14 protein-coding genes are annotated in these 19,535 nt (G+C 47.2%); 8 read left to right on the top strand and 6 right to left on the bottom strand.

All coding sequences use genetic code 11. The features are described 5' to 3' along the window. Window positions 1–499 precede the first annotated feature (499 nt). Window positions 500–1,711, bottom strand: a complete 1,212-nt coding sequence (locus ON05_RS24115; RefSeq protein ID WP_010479239.1) for a TetR/AcrR family transcriptional regulator — start codon at window positions 1,709–1,711, stop codon at window positions 500–502. Between the two features lie 162 nt (window positions 1,712–1,873). Between ON05_RS24115 and ON05_RS24110 the strand changes: the two genes are divergently transcribed. Then, a complete protein-coding gene (locus tag ON05_RS24110; RefSeq protein ID WP_010479237.1) occupies window positions 1,874–2,731 on the top strand; it encodes a fatty acid desaturase in 858 nt (285 codons plus the stop codon). 61 nt (window positions 2,732–2,792) lie between these two features. On the opposite strand, the gene grxC is transcribed toward ON05_RS24110, so the two are convergent. Together grxC and ON05_RS24100 are read right to left on the bottom strand one after the other, a co-directional pair. After that, window positions 2,793–3,110, bottom strand: a complete 318-nt coding sequence (grxC, locus tag ON05_RS24105) for a glutaredoxin 3 (RefSeq protein ID WP_010479234.1) — start codon at window positions 3,108–3,110, stop codon at window positions 2,793–2,795. A 39-nt stretch (window positions 3,111–3,149) separates the two neighbouring features. Beyond that, on the bottom strand, window positions 3,150–4,457 hold the full coding sequence (locus ON05_RS24100) for a pentapeptide repeat-containing protein (RefSeq protein ID WP_010479233.1): 1,308 nt from the start codon (window positions 4,455–4,457) through the stop codon (window positions 3,150–3,152). 255 nt (window positions 4,458–4,712) lie between these two features. On the opposite strand from ON05_RS24100, the gene ON05_RS24095 reads away from it, so the two are divergent. The 3 genes from ON05_RS24095 (at window position 4,713) to ON05_RS24085 (ending at window position 7,509) form a co-directional block, all read left to right on the top strand. Further along, window positions 4,713–6,077 carry a cytochrome P450 gene (locus ON05_RS24095; protein ID WP_010479231.1) on the top strand — a complete coding sequence of 455 codons (1,365 nt, stop codon included), beginning with the start codon at window positions 4,713–4,715 and terminating at the stop codon, window positions 6,075–6,077. Window positions 6,078–6,138: 61 nt separating this feature from the next. Then, window positions 6,139–6,837 carry a J domain-containing protein gene (locus tag ON05_RS24090; RefSeq protein WP_010479229.1) on the top strand — a complete coding sequence of 233 codons (699 nt, stop codon included), beginning with the start codon at window positions 6,139–6,141 and terminating at the stop codon, window positions 6,835–6,837. Between the two features lie 435 nt (window positions 6,838–7,272). Beyond that, the gene (locus tag ON05_RS24085; protein WP_010479227.1) at window positions 7,273–7,509 is read left to right on the top strand and encodes a hypothetical protein; all 237 of its coding nucleotides are present in this window, start codon (window positions 7,273–7,275) and stop codon (window positions 7,507–7,509) included. Window positions 7,510–7,536: 27 nt separating this feature from the next. Here the strand turns inward: ON05_RS24085 and ON05_RS24080 are convergent, their stop codons facing one another. The 3 genes from ON05_RS24080 to ON05_RS24070 form a co-directional block, all read right to left on the bottom strand. After that, the gene (locus ON05_RS24080; protein ID WP_010479225.1) at window positions 7,537–7,917 is read right to left on the bottom strand and encodes a response regulator; all 381 of its coding nucleotides are present in this window, start codon (window positions 7,915–7,917) and stop codon (window positions 7,537–7,539) included. A 35-nt stretch (window positions 7,918–7,952) separates the two neighbouring features. Beyond that, window positions 7,953–10,076, bottom strand: coding sequence for a PAS domain S-box protein (locus tag ON05_RS24075; RefSeq protein ID WP_236619124.1), 2,124 nt, complete (start codon window positions 10,074–10,076; stop codon window positions 7,953–7,955). 149 nt (window positions 10,077–10,225) lie between these two features. Continuing rightward, entirely contained in the window at window positions 10,226–11,356 is a 1,131-nt protein-coding gene (locus ON05_RS24070; protein WP_010479221.1) for a cob(I)yrinic acid a,c-diamide adenosyltransferase, read from the bottom strand. A 787-nt stretch (window positions 11,357–12,143) separates the two neighbouring features. Here ON05_RS24070 and ON05_RS24065 point away from each other — a divergent pair. From ON05_RS24065 to ON05_RS24050, 4 genes are all read left to right on the top strand, one after another. Continuing rightward, window positions 12,144–15,584, top strand: a complete 3,441-nt coding sequence (locus ON05_RS24065; RefSeq protein ID WP_010479220.1) for an adenylate/guanylate cyclase domain-containing protein — start codon at window positions 12,144–12,146, stop codon at window positions 15,582–15,584. Window positions 15,585–15,602: 18 nt separating this feature from the next. Beyond that, the gene (locus ON05_RS24060; RefSeq protein WP_010479219.1) at window positions 15,603–16,493 is read left to right on the top strand and encodes a DUF3237 domain-containing protein; all 891 of its coding nucleotides are present in this window, start codon (window positions 15,603–15,605) and stop codon (window positions 16,491–16,493) included. Between the two features lie 128 nt (window positions 16,494–16,621). Further along, entirely contained in the window at window positions 16,622–17,467 is an 846-nt protein-coding gene (locus ON05_RS24055) for an encapsulin (protein ID WP_010479217.1), read from the top strand. Between the two features lie 47 nt (window positions 17,468–17,514). Further along, window positions 17,515–19,512 (top strand): FAD-dependent oxidoreductase, encoded by a 1,998-nt coding sequence (locus ON05_RS24050; RefSeq protein ID WP_010479215.1) that lies wholly within the window; start codon window positions 17,515–17,517, stop codon window positions 19,510–19,512. Window positions 19,513–19,535: the final 23 nt, after the last annotated feature.

The following is a 19,535-nucleotide window of genomic DNA, read 5'->3' as shown; positions in this document are numbered from 1 at the left end:
ATGATTTTCAAGGTGATTGTGAACACATTTTGTGTGTTCACTGTGTTTGAGACTATAACCGTCTAGAGCAGACCTATTAACTAAAATTGCTATGATGTACGGCTGCACACTGAAAAATGGTATAGCCGATAGTTGAAGCAAGGCTCCGTGGGCGCTGTCTTGATCGCGATCAAGAGCTTCTTTTCCGGGTTGATAAAGGCAGGGTATATCGAGGGTAACCCCAGCAACCATCAGTATTCCGGTATTCCGGTTACGCCAAAAACGGAATGGAAGAACCTGGCATTGTTTCAGGTGGAGGCATTATTTGAATCGTTTTCAGGCTAGGCCACTGAGATCCTGGACCGGGCCATTATCTGTTTGATGATCTATGCAGGGGTAAGGGATGAGGAAATCTCTCTTTTAGGCAATCTGCGGCAGGAGGGGTGGCTGTCCATCGACCGAACACGGCACTTTGTCATTGCTGATGCCCCCTCAGAGAGTCTGTAGGTAGCCGCCCAGTTCAATCTTTGCTGGATGGCTTCTGATCTAGACGCGTTGCTTGTTCTAAAGCCGCTTTTTCTTTGGCTCGTTGGTCATAGGGGTGGAGCTGTTCTAACGTCCACCCCGTCAATAAGCTCAAATTATCAAGGGTCACTCCCCGCATCAGCATATCGATGCACCAGGTTTGTTGGGCCTGTTCCAGATGGGGAGGGTGACCTGCTAAGGTGGTCATCCCTTCCGTCCAGCTTTTCCATCGATCGGCCAGTGTTGTCGGCGTCAGGGGCTGTTGCTGATCATCCACAAACATTGTAGGTTCATCATCTTTGCGAGATTTTAGCCATTTGGTCAGGGGATTGGAAGTATAGGAGCCAACACGTTTCCCCATGACCCACTGATTGACGGCTACCTGGCGGCTGGCCTGAATTTGTAGCAGATGCTGTTGATTATTGCTGATCTGTTGCGATCGCAATAACCCGATCACTTCGGGTGATGATAAACCTGCCCCAAATAAAACATAGGCCAGAGCATGATCTTGGGTACTCTGTTTCTTGGCTTGTCGGAGAATAAGATGAACGGTTTCCGCAGGCAAATCAGCCACGGTTGTGGGCTGTGGGGGAGAATCCCTGAAAGTGTCACTTGCAATACTGCCAAACAGGATCATCTGCACCGCATGCTCTAAAAAGTCGTCTTGGTGATGCCATAGCTGATGGTATTCACTGGTGAATTCAATAACGGCATACCCGAGGAGCAAGCATTCCAATAAGCTTGCCAGTTTTTCCGTTGAGAACTGGGGGGTTAACTGCCGCTCAGCCATAAAGGATTCTAGATACTGAGCCATATATTGGGTGATTTCTGTCATCCGCTTTCCCAAGGCCAGTCGATTGTCGGCGGGGTATTGGTTGGCTTCTCCTACTAGAGATCGAATTAAATCTGGCACTTGCTCTAATGCATGCAAGCAATAACTTGCATATTCTTGAAAGGCTTGCTCCGTTGATGCAGCGGACTGATTTTGACGGTTCAGGGCCTGTCCCAGGCTCTGAAAAGCCGTTGACTCTTCTAAGACCCCCAATAAAAGGCCATGTTTACTGCCGAAATGCCGAAACAGCGTCACTTCGTTCACTTCGGCGGCTTCAGCAATTTGGCGGGTGGTCGTTCCACTAATTCCTTGAGTAATAAAGAGCTGAAGAGCCGACTGAATCAAGCGTTGGCGAGTTGATGACTGAGAAGACATAGATAATATGCAAGTATTACTTGCAAGACTTAGGGATGGGTGTTAGCATGACAGCATGCAAGTGATGCTTGCACTATTACTTTACCCAGTATTCAAACAAAAAGCGAGGCCCACCTCTGCAGATATGGGCTAGTATTGTTCATCTTTTTTCATAGGACTGTTATGACTACAAATCCTGTCGTCACTGCCCCCGCGGGCAGCCCCGCCTTGAGCTGGACCAATGTTGGCTTTTTTGGTGCATTTCACCTACTAGCTATCAGCTTAGCCCCCCATTATTTCTCATGGTCAGCCCTAGGGGTCGCCCTATTCTTACATTGGCTGCTCGGAGGGATTGGCATCTGCTTGGGGTATCACCGTCTCCTCAGTCACCGGAGTTTCCGCGTGCCCAAGGTATTGGAATATGCGATCGCAACCCTAGGTTCCCTCGCTATACAGGGTGGTCCTATCTTCTGGGTAAGTGGTCACCGTCAACACCATGCTCATACTGAACATGTCAACGATGACCCCTACTCTGCCCAGCGAGGCTTCTGGTGGAGTCATATTCTCTGGATTTTTTATCCTCGTCCTGAATATTTTGATGCCAAACATTACCGTAAAAACGCCCCCGACTTGGCCCGTCAGCCCTTTTATCGCTGGTTAGATCGCAATTTCCTGATGCTCCAAATCCCCTTGGCTGCTGTGCTATATGCTTTGGGGGGATGGTCCTTCGTGGTCTACGGTATTTTTGTCCGGGCCGTCATTCTTTGGCATTCCACCTGGTTAGTGAATTCTGCCTCTCATATGTGGGGATATCGCACCTTTGAATCCAATGATGGTGCCCAAAACCTGTGGTGGGTTTCTCTATTAACCTATGGTGAAGGCTGGCATAACAACCATCACTCCTACCCCCATGTGGCCAAGTCTGGCTATCGTTGGTGGGAGATCGATTTTACCTGGTGGGCCATTTGTGTCCTCAAGCAAATGGGATTGGCTAAGAAAATTGTGACCTATCCTAAATCTCTTCAGTATGTGAGTAAGTAGCAGTTTCAGAATTGATGAGGAACGCCCAAAGCATACTGGGCGTTCCTCATCGATCTGGGTTCTAACTCGCAGCAGGTTGAGAGAGTAAGTCATCTAGCTGGCCCATCGTATCCATCTGATACAGGTCATCACAACCGCCTATATGCTGATTATTGATAAAGATTTGAGGAACGGATCTGCGGTTATTGGCCCGTTCAGCCATTTTGGCCCGTGCAGCCTCATCTCCATCAATCTTGTACTCGGTGTATTTCACCCCTTTCCAAGACAACAATAATTTGGCTCGAATACAAAACGGACAAGTTTGCCAGGTATAGATTTCAGTATTGGCCTTGACTCGCTCAGGATGGCGTCCCAAAAGGTTGTTTAAGAAATTTGGCATGGGAAATTCCTAATTGGCAACAGGTAAGAACTTACTCTTTTATTGTGACGTAACCGATTGATCTGCGAGGGTAATCGAAGCACAATCTCGATTGGCATCTAGTTCAAGATGGTCAGGTAATTTAGTCCGGCACAGTTTGCACTCTTCTAACTGATCGACCTCTAGGAAAATAGCCCCCCGTAGATCAGCCCCGCTCAGATCAGCCTCTCGAAATTGAGTACGTTGGAAAGAAACCTCCCGGAGATTGGCATCGGTAAAATCGGCTCCCTCCAGATTGGCATCACTCAAATCTGCCCCTGTAAAATTGGCTTCACTTAAATCCGTATCCGTCAGTTTCGCCCCGATAAGCTTCGCCGTCCGAAGATTAGCACCCACCAATTTTGCTTGACTCAGATTAGCATCACTCAGATAAACACCAATTAAATCTGCACTATTTAGATTGGCCCCCAGTAGATTTGCACTGCCTAGATATGCCCCCCGCAAATTGGCCCCCGTCAAATCGGCATTTTGGAAGTTGGCACTATTCAGATTGGTCCCTAACAAATTGGCACTGCTGAGATTGGCCTGGGTCAAATCCGCCTCACTCAAATTGGCACTTAAGAGATCCGCATTACGAAGATTAGCTTCCCGTAGGTTTGCTTCCCGGAGATTGGTCCCAATCAAGTATGTTCCTTGGAAGTTAGCGCCCTGAAAATTCCCTTGAATCAAGTTGGCTTGGATCAAATAGGCATCTTGAAAATCCAAGAAACTCGTTTCGAATTGACCATGACATCGGGCAATTACAGTTAGGGCAGCTTGAATATCCGTAGGCACTCGCAAGGTATTGACTTCATTTGACCCTAGTTGTCGGGTATCCCCCGCTCTGGTGCTATGTTCCCGGATGTAAGCCGTTAGAACTTCCAACACAATCGCTTGTTGTCCAGAAGAATCACTGGCGATTTGTTCCAGAAGATATATCCCGCCTAATCGCACTTCTATCTTGTCTTTGGCTGCCAACAATTCCACTGCTTTGCGGAAATCATGAATATTGTGCCTTCGATTTTGTCTGTGGTAATTTTGCCAAGAGAAATGCGTTCCTATCCCGCCCAACAATCCCAGCATCGCTAGAAGCAAGGTATTCCGCTGTTTTCCTTCCATTTGTGCCCGTTGAAAGGTCTCCTCTTGTTCCAGTTGTAGTTGATCCGTAACAGACAGCTGCCGTAAACGATTTTGATCTAAGGCGGGAAGTTGGTTAACCTGCCACTGGGGCACTAGCCATAGGAGCAGGATTAAACAAACGCCTGCTGAAGCCAGAATGAACAGCCTTCTCTGAGTTAGATAATTTTTGGGAGAGGTATACCGAGTCACCTTACGTCTCACCGTCTTAACAGTAGGCTACTTGCTTAGAAATAAGCTGAAGACATTATTTTAGTTACGCTTCAGGTGTTAACCATTCCTACAGGGCTGATCTGCCTCTTGGGATCTAGTGTAGCGGTAGACGTCTGTGTTCTATCGATGACTGCCTCACAGATTCTGGTGCAGTCCCAGACAGAGGTACGTTACACTGCCGATGAGTGCACCTCTCTACAGCACTGTTTCCCTAAGCTGGTTAGGACAAGATTGATGCAAACGATAGCCGCTCAACCCTCCACTCGCAAATTACCCGAAGGTCCCTCTTCTTCTGGATTGTGGCAAATGTTGCAATGGATTGGACGGCCCCTTGGGTTTATGGAAGCTTGTCAGCAACAGTATGGGGATTTATTTACCTTGCAGTTGGGGCAATTGGGCCAAATTGTTTTTTGTAGCAATCCTGAAGGCATTGAAGAGATTCTGACGGCAGATCCTAAAAAGATGGATGCGGGTTGTAATAACTCTGTATTGTTGCCTTTGCTTGGTAATGCATCCGTCATCCTCTTAGATGGCGACTCCCATCAACGACAGCGACAGCTTTTGATGCCCCCATTTCACGGAGAACGGATGCGGGCCTATGGCTCATCTATCACTCAGATTACGGAAGATATTGCTTCATCTTGGCAAGTCAACCACCCTTTTGATGTGCGAGAGGCCATGCAGGCGATTTCTCTCAATGTCATCCTCAAAACGGTGTTTGGCGTGTCGAACCCTGAACGATACCAAGCTTTGCAGGCACTATTGCCTAACTTTCTGGACTTAACCGGATCACCGGCTGGTGCGAGTTTGCTGTTTCTACAAGGATTACAGAAGGATTGTGGAGCTTGGAGTCCTTGGGGGCGGTTTTTGCGGGTGCGATCGCAACTCGATCACCTCCTCTATCAGCAGATGGACGAACATCGAAGTCAATCCGAAATGGGATCAGACATCCTCTCCCTCATGCTGGCGGCCACAGATGAAGCGGGCAATCCCATGACCGATATAGAGCTGCGAGATGAGTTAGTTACCCTGCTGCTAGCAGGGCACGAGACCACCGCTTCAGCGTTGACCTGGGCATTGTATTGGATTCATTTCCTCCCGGATGTCAAAGAAAAACTGATCGCGGAGTTAGCCACTGCTGACCTCAATGATGCCAAAGGTATCCAACGTTTACCCTACCTGAATGCAGTGTGCTCTGAAACCCTGAGAATTTATCCGATCGCCCCAATCACCTCTCCTCGAACAACGAGAATGCCCCTATCCCTAATGGAATATAACCTTCCCGTCGGAACCACCGTAGCCCCCTGTATCTATCTCACCCATCGACACCCTGACCTCTATCCCAATCCTCAAGCCTTTCAGCCAGAGCGCTTCCTGGAACGTCAATTTTCCCCCTACGAATATCTGCCATTTGGGGGTAGCAACCGCCGTTGTTTGGGGATGACCTTCGCCCTATTCGAGATGAAATTGGTCCTCTCGACACTCCTGACTGGTTATCAATTCCAGCTAGAGCAGCCTCAACCCTTAAAACCTGTGCGTAGAGGTGTAACTCTAGCACCGCCCTCTCACTTCAAAATGATCTTGACCCAGCGACGTTAAGGGAACATAAAGTCCTGCTGTTGCCATTCTCAACCTCTTTGAGCTTCAGTACAATGACCTCATGTCCGGTCATAATCACTACCAAACCCTAGAAGTCGATCCAGCTGCAACACCAGCTGAGATCAAATCTGCCTATCGGCGTCTGGCTAAGTTATTTCACCCTGATAGCCATCATCAGATGGCGAATCATGAGCGCATTGCTCAGGTGAATGAAGCTTACGAAATTTTAAAAGATCCCCATCGACGGTTGGCCTATGACCAACATCGCCGTACTGCTCCCACCACTGGTTCATGGGGAAATGCACAGGCTGGAGCTGCCCGCAGTCAAGCCTACCGAAAACCAACCCAAACCGCTCGCAAAACAGAGATTCATCTCCAACAATGGCTAAAGCAGGTGTACACACCTGTCAATCGACACCTGGCTAATATTCTTAACCCCCTAGCCGATGAAATCCAATGTTTATCTGCCGATCCCTATGACGATGATTTAATGGCAGATTTTCAGGATTACTTAGCCGATTGCCGGACTCGCCTAGAAAAGGCTCAAACGATCTTCCAATCTTTCCCGAATCCCGGCAATATTGCCAGTGTTGCTGCCCATTTATACTACTGTCTCAACCATATTGAGGACGGTATCGAAGATCTGGAACGGTTTACCTACTGCTACGACGATAGTTACCTCACTACAGGACGAGAATTGTTCCGCATCTCCAAAAAATTACGAAATGAAGCTCAAGATGCAATCAAAGCTGTGCTTTAGGTTGAATGAATCTGCAATTCTGCCTGACTTGGTCCTGTTCCAAGAAAAATCGACGCCATTTTGTATGGAGGGGAATCAATTCAGTGGCTTTGAGGCATTTCAATGGCTACAAGCTGTTCGTAGATGAGGCGAGGGGATTGATTGGGCTCAATTTTTATCTTGGGTGGTTGAAGTGAGGAAATTTAATGAGTGTAGTTTGACTGTGATCATTTCATAATCAAGGTTCGACTAAATCTCGGATAAGCCCAGACTCTACAAAGCTTACAGAGATTTATCAACTCAATCAGCATTTATATTTCGCTAAGCTTGCACATGAAAGTCAATTGGTTTCATGAGTATTATGTAACTTTTATGTCATCTTCCGACAGATCCCTCTCGCCTCAAAATTTCTCATGTAACCTGATAAATATAAAGAGAATCTTAAAGGCCGGATTCATGTCTCCTGAAGCAATCCGTAAATTTTGGTCATTAGTTGAAGAGACACAAACCAATATTTTATTGACCCTAGACAATGATGCTTTGGTGATCTGGTTGTCTCGGCAGCTACGTCGAGAAGAATTCCTCAAACGGGTCGATATTCGCGATTTGAACGCCTATATCAGTGAAAGACTCCCTTTAATTCGGGATTTAGCCCAGGAAAGACTTGCGTATCAGTCCCATTCCTCTGGTTAGCTCTGTTTAGTTCTGCATCTGTAAAAGCTATAGAACCCACCCCAATACCTGAGCAATTTGACTCGCTAGGGTTAGGGAATTAAAAGGCTTGGTAATCACCCCAGCAACCCCTAAGCTTTGAAATTGCTGTTGTTCTGCAGCTTGTGCTTTAGCCGTGAGTAAGATAACCGGAATGCTACGGGTTAAAGGGCCTTGCTGTAGCTGTTTGAAGGTTTCTATCCCGTCCAGCATCGGCATCATCACATCTAGCAAAATAGCGTCAGGTTGCTCCAGACCAGCAATGGCGATTCCTTCAGCCCCTGAATTCGCGGTGATGACTTGCCAGTCAGCTTCCATCTTTAAACTGAGGCTAGCTACAGCTTGAATCGCTTGCTCATCATCAATAATCAGGATGCGTTTTTCTGCCATAGATTAGGTCAAGGTAGGGGGATGGAAACCAACGATTAACTGACCTCAGCTTTTTCCACTAACCAACAAGACATGGGTAAGGCCACAAAAAAACAGCTGCCTTGGCCCAAAACACTTTCGGCCCAGATTTTGCCACCATGTTGTTCTACAATTTTGCGACAGATGGCTAAGCCTAGCCCGGTACCACCTTTTTCCCGAGCATCTGAAGCATCGACTTGTTGAAAGCGCTCAAAAACGCTTTCCAGTTTATCAGCCGGAATGCCTTGGCCCTGGTCAATCACTTGAAACCACAGTTCAGTGTGTTTAATCGTGATGGGAAAGGGGGTGTCATGACTTTCAGAGGGAGAGGAGCGGCCTTTTGCTCGCCGCTCTTCAATCCGAAGTTCAGCCGCTAACTCAACTGTTCCACCAGGTTGGGAAAATTTAATGGCATTGCTGAGTAAATTCGTTAAGGTTTGTACCATGTAATCTGGATTGGCCCAAACCATGGTTAAGAGGGGCGTGCTTTTTAAGGTGACATTATGGTGGTAAGCCATACTGCGCATTGCATCAGTTGCATGGGTCATGAGATCTGCTGCATCGCAAAGCTGCTTATAAATTTTGGCTTGCCCTGATTCGATTCGCTGTAGATCTAAAACATCACTGACTAAGCGAACGAGGCGATCGGTATTTTGGTCTGCAATATCGAGCATTTGCTGTCCATCATCTGATAAATCTCCCAATTGTCCGGTGGCTAGCAGTTTGATTGATCCGTGGATAGATGTCAGAGGAGTGCGTAATTCATGACTGACGACAGAGATAAATTCGTCTTTAATACGCTCTAACGCTTTGCGATCGCTAATATCGCGCTGCACCACCAAAATAGACATTTGTCCCAGGGGATCTTTAACCACCTTAAAGGAGCAGTCCACCGTCAGAATGGTTCCGTTTTTGCCCATGAACTCCAGTTCTTGGCGGTGGCTCCCCAGGGCCAGTAAATCTGAAAACTGTTGTTGGCAAAGAACCTGAGATTTGGGGGCAAACAAATTGATAAAGGGGTGACCTTCTAGTTCAGATTTACGGTAACCTGAGCGCTCAATCACCACAGGGTTGACATGCTGAATCACCCCTTGCGTATCCAGCACATAGATAAAATCTGGGGCTGCCTCAAACAAGGAACGGAACCGTTGCTCACTTTCTTGCAAGGCTGCAGTTCGTTGCTCAACTCGCATTTCCAACTCTCGATTGAGTTGTTGTAATGCCGCTTCTGCCTGTTGGCGAGCACTCACATCTTGGGCCATGGACAGGATAGACACCAAGTTGCCCTCTCCATCAAAAAGGGCCGAGCTATACCACTCACAATCGATTAGCTCGCCAGTTTTTGTATAATTTCGGGTCAGTCGCTCCATGTCTGGATTGGAGTAGTTCGGGAAGGGATGCCCAGTGAGGTTTAAAACATGCTCTCGAAAAAGATGGAGATCGTCCGTATGAATAAACCAGTGATCCGGACCTCGACCCGTAACCTCCGCTGCTGACCAACCAAAAATGCGTTCTGCCTGGGCTGACCAGCGCTGAATCCGACAGGCATGATCCCACTCAATCACGGCGAGGGGAGAATTTTCCACATGAAATCTGAGTTGCTGATGTGCTTGATTCAGATCGGCCAACAATTTAGCTTGCGCTAGTGCGATGCCCGCTTGATCCGCAAGCTGCTTCAGCAGGTCTACTTCAAAGTCTTGCCAGTTTCGAGGCGCTGAGCATTGATGGGCAATTAGCAGTCCCCAAAGCTGCCCTTGGCTAATGATTGGGATAACAAGATTAGCTTTAACTTCAAATTGCCGCAATAGATCAGCATGGCAAGGGGTAATGGGGGCTTCTTCTATATTGTTAATAACGGAAACGCGACCATTTCGATAAGACTCAACAAAGCTCGTGCCAAAACAGGTATCTACAATATTTTGATTAATCGATTTTGACCAACCCGGTAATACTGCTTCTTGCACCACGGTTCCCGCCCCATCGGGATGGATTTGAAACATAACCACCCGATCTGCATCCAGCAGTTGTCGCACTTCAGTGACAGTGGTTTGCAGAATTTCATGGAGATCCAGGGATTGCCTGATCTTGTAGGTCACATCCGCTAACAACTGCATCCGTTGGTTATGCTTCTCTAAGTTCATTGCGGATAACGGCAGACTCATGGACAAAAGGGAGGGATCTCTTTGCTGATGACAACGGTCAATTCTTTAGTCTAGGAATAAGAATCTGCCCCCATCATAAATGTCAAACGTAGGGTCTGGGCATCTATGAGCAAACTGCAACAGATTCGTTAAAAGTCTACACCGCGTTTGAGATCAACTCCTTTTTCTGCATAGTGTTTATGACAGACCATCTCAGAATGGGTACTCGCCAATTCGAAATAGGCAGGGGGATTCTGGCAACGCCCTGTGATAATGATTTCCGTATCGCGAGGTTTACGTAAAAAGGCCTGCATGATTGGTTCTTCTGGCAGGAGTTCCAAATCAACTGTGGGATTGAGTTCATCTAGGATGATGGTTTTGTAAAGACCGGATGCGATCGCAGCTCGGGCAATCTCCCACCCCCGCTCTGCTTCTACATAATCTATTTCTTGCTGCTGGCCCCGCCACACAATGGCATCGCGACCACAACGTTGATGATCCACAAGATTGGGATAGCTCTGCTGCATGGCTGAAATTGCAGCATCTTCGGTATAGCCGAGACCCCCTTTGAGCCACTGCATAATTAGAACTCGATGGGATTGGTCTTGGCTAATGCCGCGACCAATGGCCTGAAGTGCTTTACCTAAAGCACTGGTGGATTTACCTTTACCGGATCCCGTATAAATTTCAATTCCTTCAATCCCTTGGCGAGTCCCTTCATGGGAGTGAGGCTTCATCTCGGAATGGAGATCGGCAACATTCAGCAGGCCTTGAGGTGTCCCTCTCCCTGTGGAGATCACTTCTAAATGGTCGGGTTTTTTGCGGAGGGACTGAACTACGTCATTGATGTCGAGGAGGCCTAAATCCAGAACCGGGTTCAGCTCATCTAGAACGACGACCGAGTAGAGACCGGATGCGATCGCACCTTTGGCAATATCCCATCCCCGTTGAGCTTCTTGGCGGTCAAACTTAGTGATATCGTCCGCCCCAAAGAACTCAGCCCTACCCGTTCGCACCTGATCGATCAAATGAGGGAAGGCACGCTGTAGGGCTTCAATGGCAGCATCTTCAGCATAGGGGCGGCCAGGCCCCTTTAAAAACCGTAGTAGCAGAACACGGGTCGGAAATGCAGACGCAATGCCTAAACCAATTGAACGTAATACCACCCCCAAGGCCGCTTGTGATTTGCCCTTGCCGGCTCCATCATAAACGTGAATTTGGCCAACAATCCGTTCTGAGCGATCTTGGGCTGTATTGATACCAATCCCATTTCTGGCCATAATTACTCTATCTGTATCCTTTTAATCATTAAACGGGTAGATTGTAATTTAGGTATCCCCTATGGTGAGGGTCAAAATCTATCTTAAAGACTAAGTTCTCCCCTATGAGTCTCTGGAAGGATGTAGTTAATCGATTATGCCCCAAAGTACTCTACCTGGTTCTTAGGCTCTCTTCATCTTAAAGGGATTGCTATCAATCTCCCAGAGAACCTGAATAAAATCTGAGCGGCCTCAAAACGAAATCGGAAAATCAGCATTCTACAGCGCCCACCTTTCTTCAGCTCGTTAATTTCTCTGTTTTTGGGTAGAGATAGTTATGGCATTAGGGCTACACTTTGAAGCCTATCTATCCTTGATTTGGGAAAAAGGATTGAAAGAATGAATATCAAAGGTTAGTCGTTACAAATGGTTATACTAATCTGGGTGTCCGCAAGAGATAGATGATATTAGAATATACTGGCCCAGTATGTGATTTATATGGCATGAATACCAGCTAATTCACATAAGTAAATAGGCTGTCTAATATTAAAAATATCAATACCTTTAAGCAAGGTATCAGTTATTGAAAACCCCCTTCGAACTTCTTTGTCTAAACCTCACTCCATCGTCCTCCCTGCTTGACTTCTATACTCTTCCTATTGCAGATGCGTTATGCTAGAGCGTGGGGCAACCTAACGATGGTTAAAATCTCAACCTTTTTGGCTAGACACTGAATCTCAACTTCGGAGAGATATTGTAACTTTTTGAGTTTGAATACTTTCTCTCAATAAGAGAGCCGTGACTTGAAATGAGTTTTGAAGAGATACTAGAACAAACAATTGAGATTTTGCATCGTCGAGGTCAAGTTTCTTATAGGGCGATTAAGCGGCAATTTGGTATTGATGATCAATATTTAGCAGACTTAAAATATGAGATTATTGATGTCCTCAAAATTGCTGTTGATCGCAATCAAGAAATACTGGTTGCTCAGACTTTAGAAGCACATCAAATCTCCTTACAAAAAAACTACTCCCACAAGCTGAAGACAAACATAAACACGCCATCGGAGGATGGGTGGAGTCGGGAAACCGAACGGCGGCAATTAACCGTGATGTTTTGTGATTTGGTAGAGTCTTCACCGCTAGCAGAAAGACTTGATCCTGAAGATCTGCGGGATGTGTTTCTGGCCTATCAAGAACTCTGTGCTGAGGCCATTGCAAATGCTGAAGGATATATCGCTCGGTACTTAGGGGATGGGGTTCTGATCTATTTTGGCTACCCTAGGGCCCATGAAGATGATGCTCGGAGAGCCGTTAGCAGCGGTCTACGGATATTAGAGTCCCTGCAAAAACTCAATCCCAAAATCATGAAAAAGTGGGGAGAGCGTCTATCGGTTCGCATTGGCATTCACACTGGACTGGTGGTGATTGGCGAAATGGGGGTGAAAGATGCACCCGATCCCATGGCTATTGTGGGTGCAACTCCCAATATTGCGGCTCGCTTACAGTCCCTGGCTCAGCCCAATACCGTTGTCATTAGCGCCGCTACTCAACGCCTCGTGCAGGGGTTTTTTGAATGCCAGAAATTGGAACAACAAAAATTAAAAGGGATTTCAGATCCCATTGATATTTTTCAAGTTCTCAAGGCGAGTAAAGCCAAAAGCAGGTTCGCTGTTGCTGAAAAGTCGGGGTTAACCCCTTTTGTTAACCGCAGTGCTGAAACAGCACTGCTATCTGAACGATGGCAGGAAGTTATTACTGGCCATACCCATGCGGTCCTGTTGCAAGGGGAAGCAGGGATGGGGAAATCTAGGCTGGTTTGGGAGGTTAAAAAAAATGTTGCTCAAGCCCAAGACGTATGGCTCACTGAGATTCAAGGCTCACCCTACTATCGCAACAGTGCCTTCTATCCCATTACTGAATTTTTAAAGCAAACGACCTTTAACTTTTCTCAGGACGATACATCTGCTGAGAAATTGGTAAAAATTGAACAGTTCATCGGCCAATGTTCGTTATCCCAAGGAGAATATGCCCCATTATTTGCAAGTTTGTTGGCAGTTCCCTTTGAAGAACAGTATCCACCTTTAAACCTGACCCCTGAGCGGCAAAAACAAAAAACCATTGAGGCCATGACGGCAGTTTGTTTGGCGATAGCGAAGCAACAGCCTGTCCTACTGGTGATTGAAGATCTACATTGGATGGATGCTTCGACCCTAGATGCCATTACTTATTTCTTAGAGCATATTCGCGATCATCGCCTCCTGATTTTATTAACCTGCCGCCCCGAATTTACGTCGCCTTGGCATACCTACCCCCACCTTCACGCTTTAAAGCTCAATAGCTTAGGGCAGAAAGAAATTCAGGTGATGGTTGAGGAAACGGCTCAGGAGAAATCCCTCCCCCAGGCCCTTGTCCAACAAATTGTTCAGAAAACAGATGGCATCCCCCTATTTGTGGAGGAATTGACGAAAACGGTTTTAGAAGCTGATGTTGATGAAAGCCCTGCGTTACACCGATTCAGCGATGACAATATCTCTTTGGCAATTCCAACGACGTTACATGACTCTTTGATTGAGCGTCTGGATCGTCTGTCTGTCGTCAAGGAAGTAGCCCAACTCGGCTCAACCTTAGGACGCGAATTTGACTATGAATTATTAGAAGAGGTGTCTCAGTGGAATCAAGCCACCCTCCGCAATGGTTTGAATCAACTGGTTGAATCAGGACTCCTTTACCAAGAAGGGTCTCCACCTTTTGCAAAATATCAATTCAAACATGCGCTGATTCAGGATGCGGCGTATCAATCATTAGTGAAAATACGTCGGCAGGGTTATCATCAGCGCATTGCCTACACCCTTGAGCGACGCAGAGATGACCAAGAATCCATTCGTCCAGAGCTGTTGGCCTATCACTTTACTGAAGCGGGGCTTCTGCATGCTGCTATCCAGTATTGGTTGCAGGCGGGGCAACGAGACTTAGGACAAGCCGCCAATTCGGAAGCGATCGCACATCTAGGTCAAGGCATTGAGTTACTGGACGGTATTTCTGAAGGCATAGAGCGAGATCGGCTGGAATTGCAGATGCAGCTTGGTCTTGCTCCCGCTTATATGGCGATTAAAGGGTGGGCAGCTAAAGAAGTCGAGTATTCCTGTATCCGAGCGAAAGATCTAAGTGAAAAACTAGGAGATCCCCAAAGTCTTTCTGGGGCTTTATGGGGACTATGGACTAATTATTTTTTGAGAGGACAGCTCGATCCAGCGAAAGAAACCGCCTTAATGGTTTTCAAGCTGGCAACCAAGGCGGATCAACCCTTGCTGCATATTATTGCTTGCCATGCTGTGGGGTATACCTGTCACTTTCGAGGAGAATTTCTGCAAGCTAAATCCTATGCTGAACAGGCACTAGAACGATATGACTTAGCGATAGAACAAACGATTGTTCTTACATTTCAGTTCTCTTCAACCGTTGCGATTCGGATGTTCATGGCTGGAAGTTTGTGGATGCTTGGTTATCTTGAACAAGCGCCTACTCATGCAGAAAAGGCACTACGCTTAGCTCAAGAATTCAAACATACTCCTAGCATTGCCTATGCACTGGCTGCAGGGTGTTATTATCATCACTATTTAAAAAATATTGAATGGATTCAGGAAAAATCGTCTCAATTGATAGAGCTTTCGTTGAATGAAGGATTTTTGCTTTGGCATCCTGTAGCACTCATTTTCAATGGGTGGTCCATTGTCATGCTTGGTGATGTACAAGAAGGACTGGCCAAAATGAGGGAAGGGATTCAGCTCTTTCAAAAGACTGATTCAGCTATTATTTATCCCCACATCATGGTCATGCTCGCCGAAGCGTTGATGGAAGCTGACTCTCTGAATGATGCCCTTGCCGCTTTAGAGCAAGGCCTTATCCATGCCAGAGATAGGAATGAACATCATATGGAGCCTGAACTTTACCGCCTTAAAGCTGAGGTATTGTTACGAAAAACTTTGGATTCTTCTCAGGAACAGCATCAGGAGATGATTCGACAGGCGGAACATTCATACCAAGATGCGATCGCAACTGCTCAACACCAAAATGCTTTAATGCTTGAACTAAGAGCCGTCATGGGGCTATGCCAGCTCAAAAAGCAACAAGAAAAATTACAAGAAGCCCATTCTCTTCTGTCAGATATTTGTAGTAAATTTTCAGAAGGTTGGTGTTCTCCAGAACTCGAAAATGCACAATCATTATTGAGTGAAATCAGCAGATAACGCCTGAGGTCAGCTCTTTTGCAATTCTCCAATGATGGCTTGACAATTTGGTTTGAGACAGAAGATGCTCCAGGTCCAACCTCGGCCAGTCCCTTAGATCCCTCCCCTAGATTGATTGTTGGGGTTACTCCCGCAAACCCTAACCACAGCGTAACCATTCGTTATCGGGTAGATGGCGGCTTGATCAGAACGTTATCTGCGGTTTTGATTCGGTCAAATCCTGCTCAAAATACCCAATACTTTCGTGCCTGTTGGCCTCAAGGATTAAAAGGGAAATTGGTCGAGTATATTGTGATTTTGAGATGTTCAGGACGCCAAGTACCAGATGCCGCTACTGCCAGCTCATTTCCCGCTATGTTTCAGCTTGATGAGTCAAGCGCCAAAACATCTTCAGGCTCAACAGAGTTCAAGAGCCAAGCTGCTACCTCCAACAGTGCTCCACCTGAGTCCTCCTTCCCTGTGAATATGATGTTTCTGGGGAGAGTCAAGGCACAGTTAAGCCACTCCCCAGAGATCATTGGTGAAACACCAGAAGGATTGCGAGTCAATTGGTTTTTGCAGGGGGGAGAGGTCTATGGTCCGAAGCTTAATGCCAAAATCCGCCCTCATGGAGGGGATTGGATGACGATTCGTTCTGATGGAATTGGTGTGTTGGGAATACGAGCCACATTAGAGACCCCAGAAAAAGCCCTAATTTATACCACTTATTCTGGCGTTTTTGATTTAGGCGACGAAGGCTATCAGAATTTTCTCAACAAACAATGGCCCCATGCTCCACCTTTACGATCAACCCCTCGATTCTTAACTGAGCATCCAAAGTATAAATGGCTAAATCGCCTCCAATGTATTGGAATTGGAGAAGTACAAATGTCAGATTTGCTCGTGATTTATGATTTGTATGCCCTCTAGTTTGTTGTAAACTTTTGGCATTTCCATTTTGTTTTTTTGATCTGAATTTTCTGCACTGGGTTTTCTACTAATAACTGTGTTGTGCAAGCAGTTAGCTTATCTTTCGATATTTAGGATATTCAGCCTCTATGAACTCTCAAATTGATTGGACGTCTGAGCAGTGGGATCAGATACAACAGGTTGTTGCTGATGAGGTCAGTAAGGCTAGCGTTGCGGGATCCTTCCTATCTTGTTGTGGTCCACTAGAGGGAAGCGCAACAGTGGTGCGCACTCAACGATTATCGGATCAGCCAGCGCCCATTACTGTAGATGATGTTTCAACGCTTCAACTATGGACTCTAGCGGTACAGGTTGAATTAAGGCAACGACAGTTGGCTGAAGAACACCTTTCTGGGGCTGTTTCTGCTTTTCGTCGAGCTGCGAATTTATTGGCTCGGGCAGAAGATGCCATTGTTTTTAATAACGTACGGCCATCACAACCATCTTCTCCACCTGTACTCAATATTCCACAAGGAGTGCCTCCACAATGCAGTGTGTCAGGAGGAGATAATGTTAATGGACTAGTTGCAGAGGGAAGTCGAAGTTTACCAACTCTTACAGGTGGTCTTGTCAGTGATGTTGCTGGTGCGATCGCAACCCTAGAGCAAAACGGACACTTAGGTCCCTTTGCCTGCATTCTGGGACAAGTTGCCTTTGTAGAAGCCAATACACCGATTCCTGGCTCTTTAGTCTTACCCAAAGACCGGATTGAACCCATGCTTGGTACCCAGCTATTGCGATCCAGCACCTTAGATAGCAAGCAGGTGGTGGTCGTTTCCTTGGCGGGTGATCCCATCGATTTAGTCGTGGCCACCTCCCCTACCGTTCAATTTCTAAATGTCAGTAACGAAGCGAGATACCTGTTTCGCGTCTATGAGAAATTTGTCCTGAGAGTGAAGGAAGAGGGTGCCGTGAGTGCCTTTTCTTTGCCCTAAACCCAAATTTTAATCCCCATCCCCCCTCATAGCAGACAGGAAACATCATGCAAAAAAAGGTTGTGATCCTTGGTGGAGGCGTGGCTGGACTGAGTGCCGCCCATGAGCTGATTGAACGAGGGTTTGCCGTAGACGTATACGAAGCCAAGAAAATTCCTGGAGGAAAGGCCCGCAGTATTCCCGTGCCCAATACCGGAGGCATGGGCCCCAATGGTCCTCGCAAGCCCCTGCCCGGAGAACATGGCTTCCGTTTTTTCCCTCGCTTCTACAAGCATATTGTCGATACCATGGCACGCATCCCTTATGGGAAAGACAAATCTGTTGCCGATAATCTCGTCGATACCACGCGAGTCGAAATGGCCCGCTATGGCCAGCGCCCCATTGTATTTCCATCCCGTTCTCCCCGTACCTTTGCAGATGTCCAGGAAATCCTCAATGAGTTTCCCACCATCTTTGGTCCCGACTTTGGCGTCTCTCCTGAAGAAATTGCGTTCTTCGGCACCAAGGTCTGGCAAATCGTCACCTCTTGCGAAGAACGACGCTTAGCGGAGTATGAAAAAGAAGACTGGTGGGAGTTTGTCGGAGCGGACCAGCGTTCCCCGGCCTATCAGAAAATTTTTGGTCATGGCATTACTCGCTCTCTAGTGGCGGCAAAGGCACATCTGGCGAGTACCAAAACCATTGGCGATATTTTTGTTCAGCTCCTGTTTGATTTAGTGGAGCCGGGACCGAGTAGCGATCGCGTTCTCAATGCGCCCACCAACGATGCCTGGATCAACCCTTGGCTGGCCTACTTAATTCAACAAGGGGTGCAATATCATCTAGAGGCCAAGGTCTTAGCCATTGACTGTGTGAATGGTCTGATTCAGGGAGCTACGATTGAGCAAGAGGGCCAGACCTTTCAGGCTCAAGGGGACTATTATATCGCTGCAGTCCCGATTGAGCGGATGGCAGAGCTGGTGACCGACAGTCTTAAAACGGCGGATCCAGAATTAGGGAAGCTCCAGCAGCTCAGTGAAGGGGGGGTGTCCTGGATGAACGGCATTCAACTTTATCTGACGGAGGATGTGCCCCTATCTCACGGCCATGCGATTTATGTGGATTCTCCCTGGGCGCTCACGTCTATTTCCCAACGACAGTTTTGGCCAGGAGTTGATTTTAATCAATATGCCGACGGTCGGATTAAAGGCATCATCTCCGTTGATATTTCCGAGTGGGATGAAAAGGGCCTCAATGGCAAAACTGCCAAGGAATGCACCCGAGAAGAAGTCAAAAATGAAGTGTGGGCGCAACTCAAAAAGAGCATCAATATTCACGGCCAAGAAATCCTCAAGGATGAATATTTAGACCATTGGTTTTTGGATCCGGCGATTTACCTGGTCGAGGGGGAAGGTGATACCAATGAAGAACCGCTGCTGGTCAATTTAATTAATACTTGGGTGAAACGCCCAGACGCGGTGACGGATATTCCCAATCTATTTCTGGCGTCCGATTATGTTCGCACCTATACGGATCTGGCGACGATGGAAGGGGCCAATGAAGCGGCTCGTCGGGCTGTCAACGGCATTATTGAGTCGGCCAAAGTGGATGTCCCTCCATGCAAGATCTGGAAGCTGCATGAGCAGGAAATTTTTGAACCCTGGCGAGTAATCGATCGCATTCGGTTTCACCAGGGCTTACCCTGGGATGACAGTTTGGTGCGATGGGGGTTATCGGCCCTCAAGTTGGCCCACCAAGGTGGCCGAATTCTGGAGCAGTTGCTCGGAGTCACCATAGATCAACCCCTGGAAAAATTAGGGAACCCCCTCTATGCGGTCGGCACCCAAGGCTTTGACAATGTTGAATTGCGGCAAGAGCTGATGGAGGTGGTGCAAAAGTCAGTGCTAGATATTGTGGTGCGGATGGCGGAGTCCCAAACGATGCCTGAAACCATCCCTAGCTTGGCTACACTCCAAACATTATCCGAACAGCCACCCCCCTCTTCTGTTCAGTCCTCTACACAGCCCCCTCAGCGTTCCGGAAAAGTCCGCATTATTCCTGAGTGATGACGAGTCTCCTCCCCTACTCG

It is taken from the genome of Acaryochloris sp. CCMEE 5410 (genome assembly GCF_000238775.2).
Lineage (GTDB): Bacteria > Cyanobacteriota > Cyanobacteriia > Thermosynechococcales > Thermosynechococcaceae > Acaryochloris.
Note: the sequence above shows the minus strand (reverse complement) of the source record. Positions and strands in the feature narration are given on the sequence as shown.

Coding starts and splice junctions, on each gene's coding strand:
- ON05_RS24115 (WP_010479239.1), bottom strand. CDS start 1,711: ATGTCTTCTCAGTCATCAACTCGCCAACGCTTGATTCAGTCGGCTCTT.
- ON05_RS24110 (WP_010479237.1), top strand. CDS start 1,874: ATGACTACAAATCCTGTCGTCACTGCCCCCGCGGGCAGCCCCGCCTTG.
- grxC (WP_010479234.1), bottom strand. CDS start 3,110: ATGCCAAATTTCTTAAACAACCTTTTGGGACGCCATCCTGAGCGAGTC.
- ON05_RS24095 (WP_010479231.1), top strand. CDS start 4,713: ATGCAAACGATAGCCGCTCAACCCTCCACTCGCAAATTACCCGAAGGT.
- ON05_RS24090 (WP_010479229.1), top strand. CDS start 6,139: ATGTCCGGTCATAATCACTACCAAACCCTAGAAGTCGATCCAGCTGCA.
- ON05_RS24085 (WP_010479227.1), top strand. CDS start 7,273: ATGTCTCCTGAAGCAATCCGTAAATTTTGGTCATTAGTTGAAGAGACA.
- ON05_RS24080 (WP_010479225.1), bottom strand. CDS start 7,917: ATGGCAGAAAAACGCATCCTGATTATTGATGATGAGCAAGCGATTCAA.
- ON05_RS24075 (WP_236619124.1), bottom strand. CDS start 10,076: ATGAACTTAGAGAAGCATAACCAACGGATGCAGTTGTTAGCGGATGTG.
- ON05_RS24070 (WP_010479221.1), bottom strand. CDS start 11,356: ATGGCCAGAAATGGGATTGGTATCAATACAGCCCAAGATCGCTCAGAA.
- ON05_RS24065 (WP_010479220.1), top strand. CDS start 12,144: ATGAGTTTTGAAGAGATACTAGAACAAACAATTGAGATTTTGCATCGT.
- ON05_RS24055 (WP_010479217.1), top strand. CDS start 16,622: ATGAACTCTCAAATTGATTGGACGTCTGAGCAGTGGGATCAGATACAA.
- ON05_RS24050 (WP_010479215.1), top strand. CDS start 17,515: ATGCAAAAAAAGGTTGTGATCCTTGGTGGAGGCGTGGCTGGACTGAGT.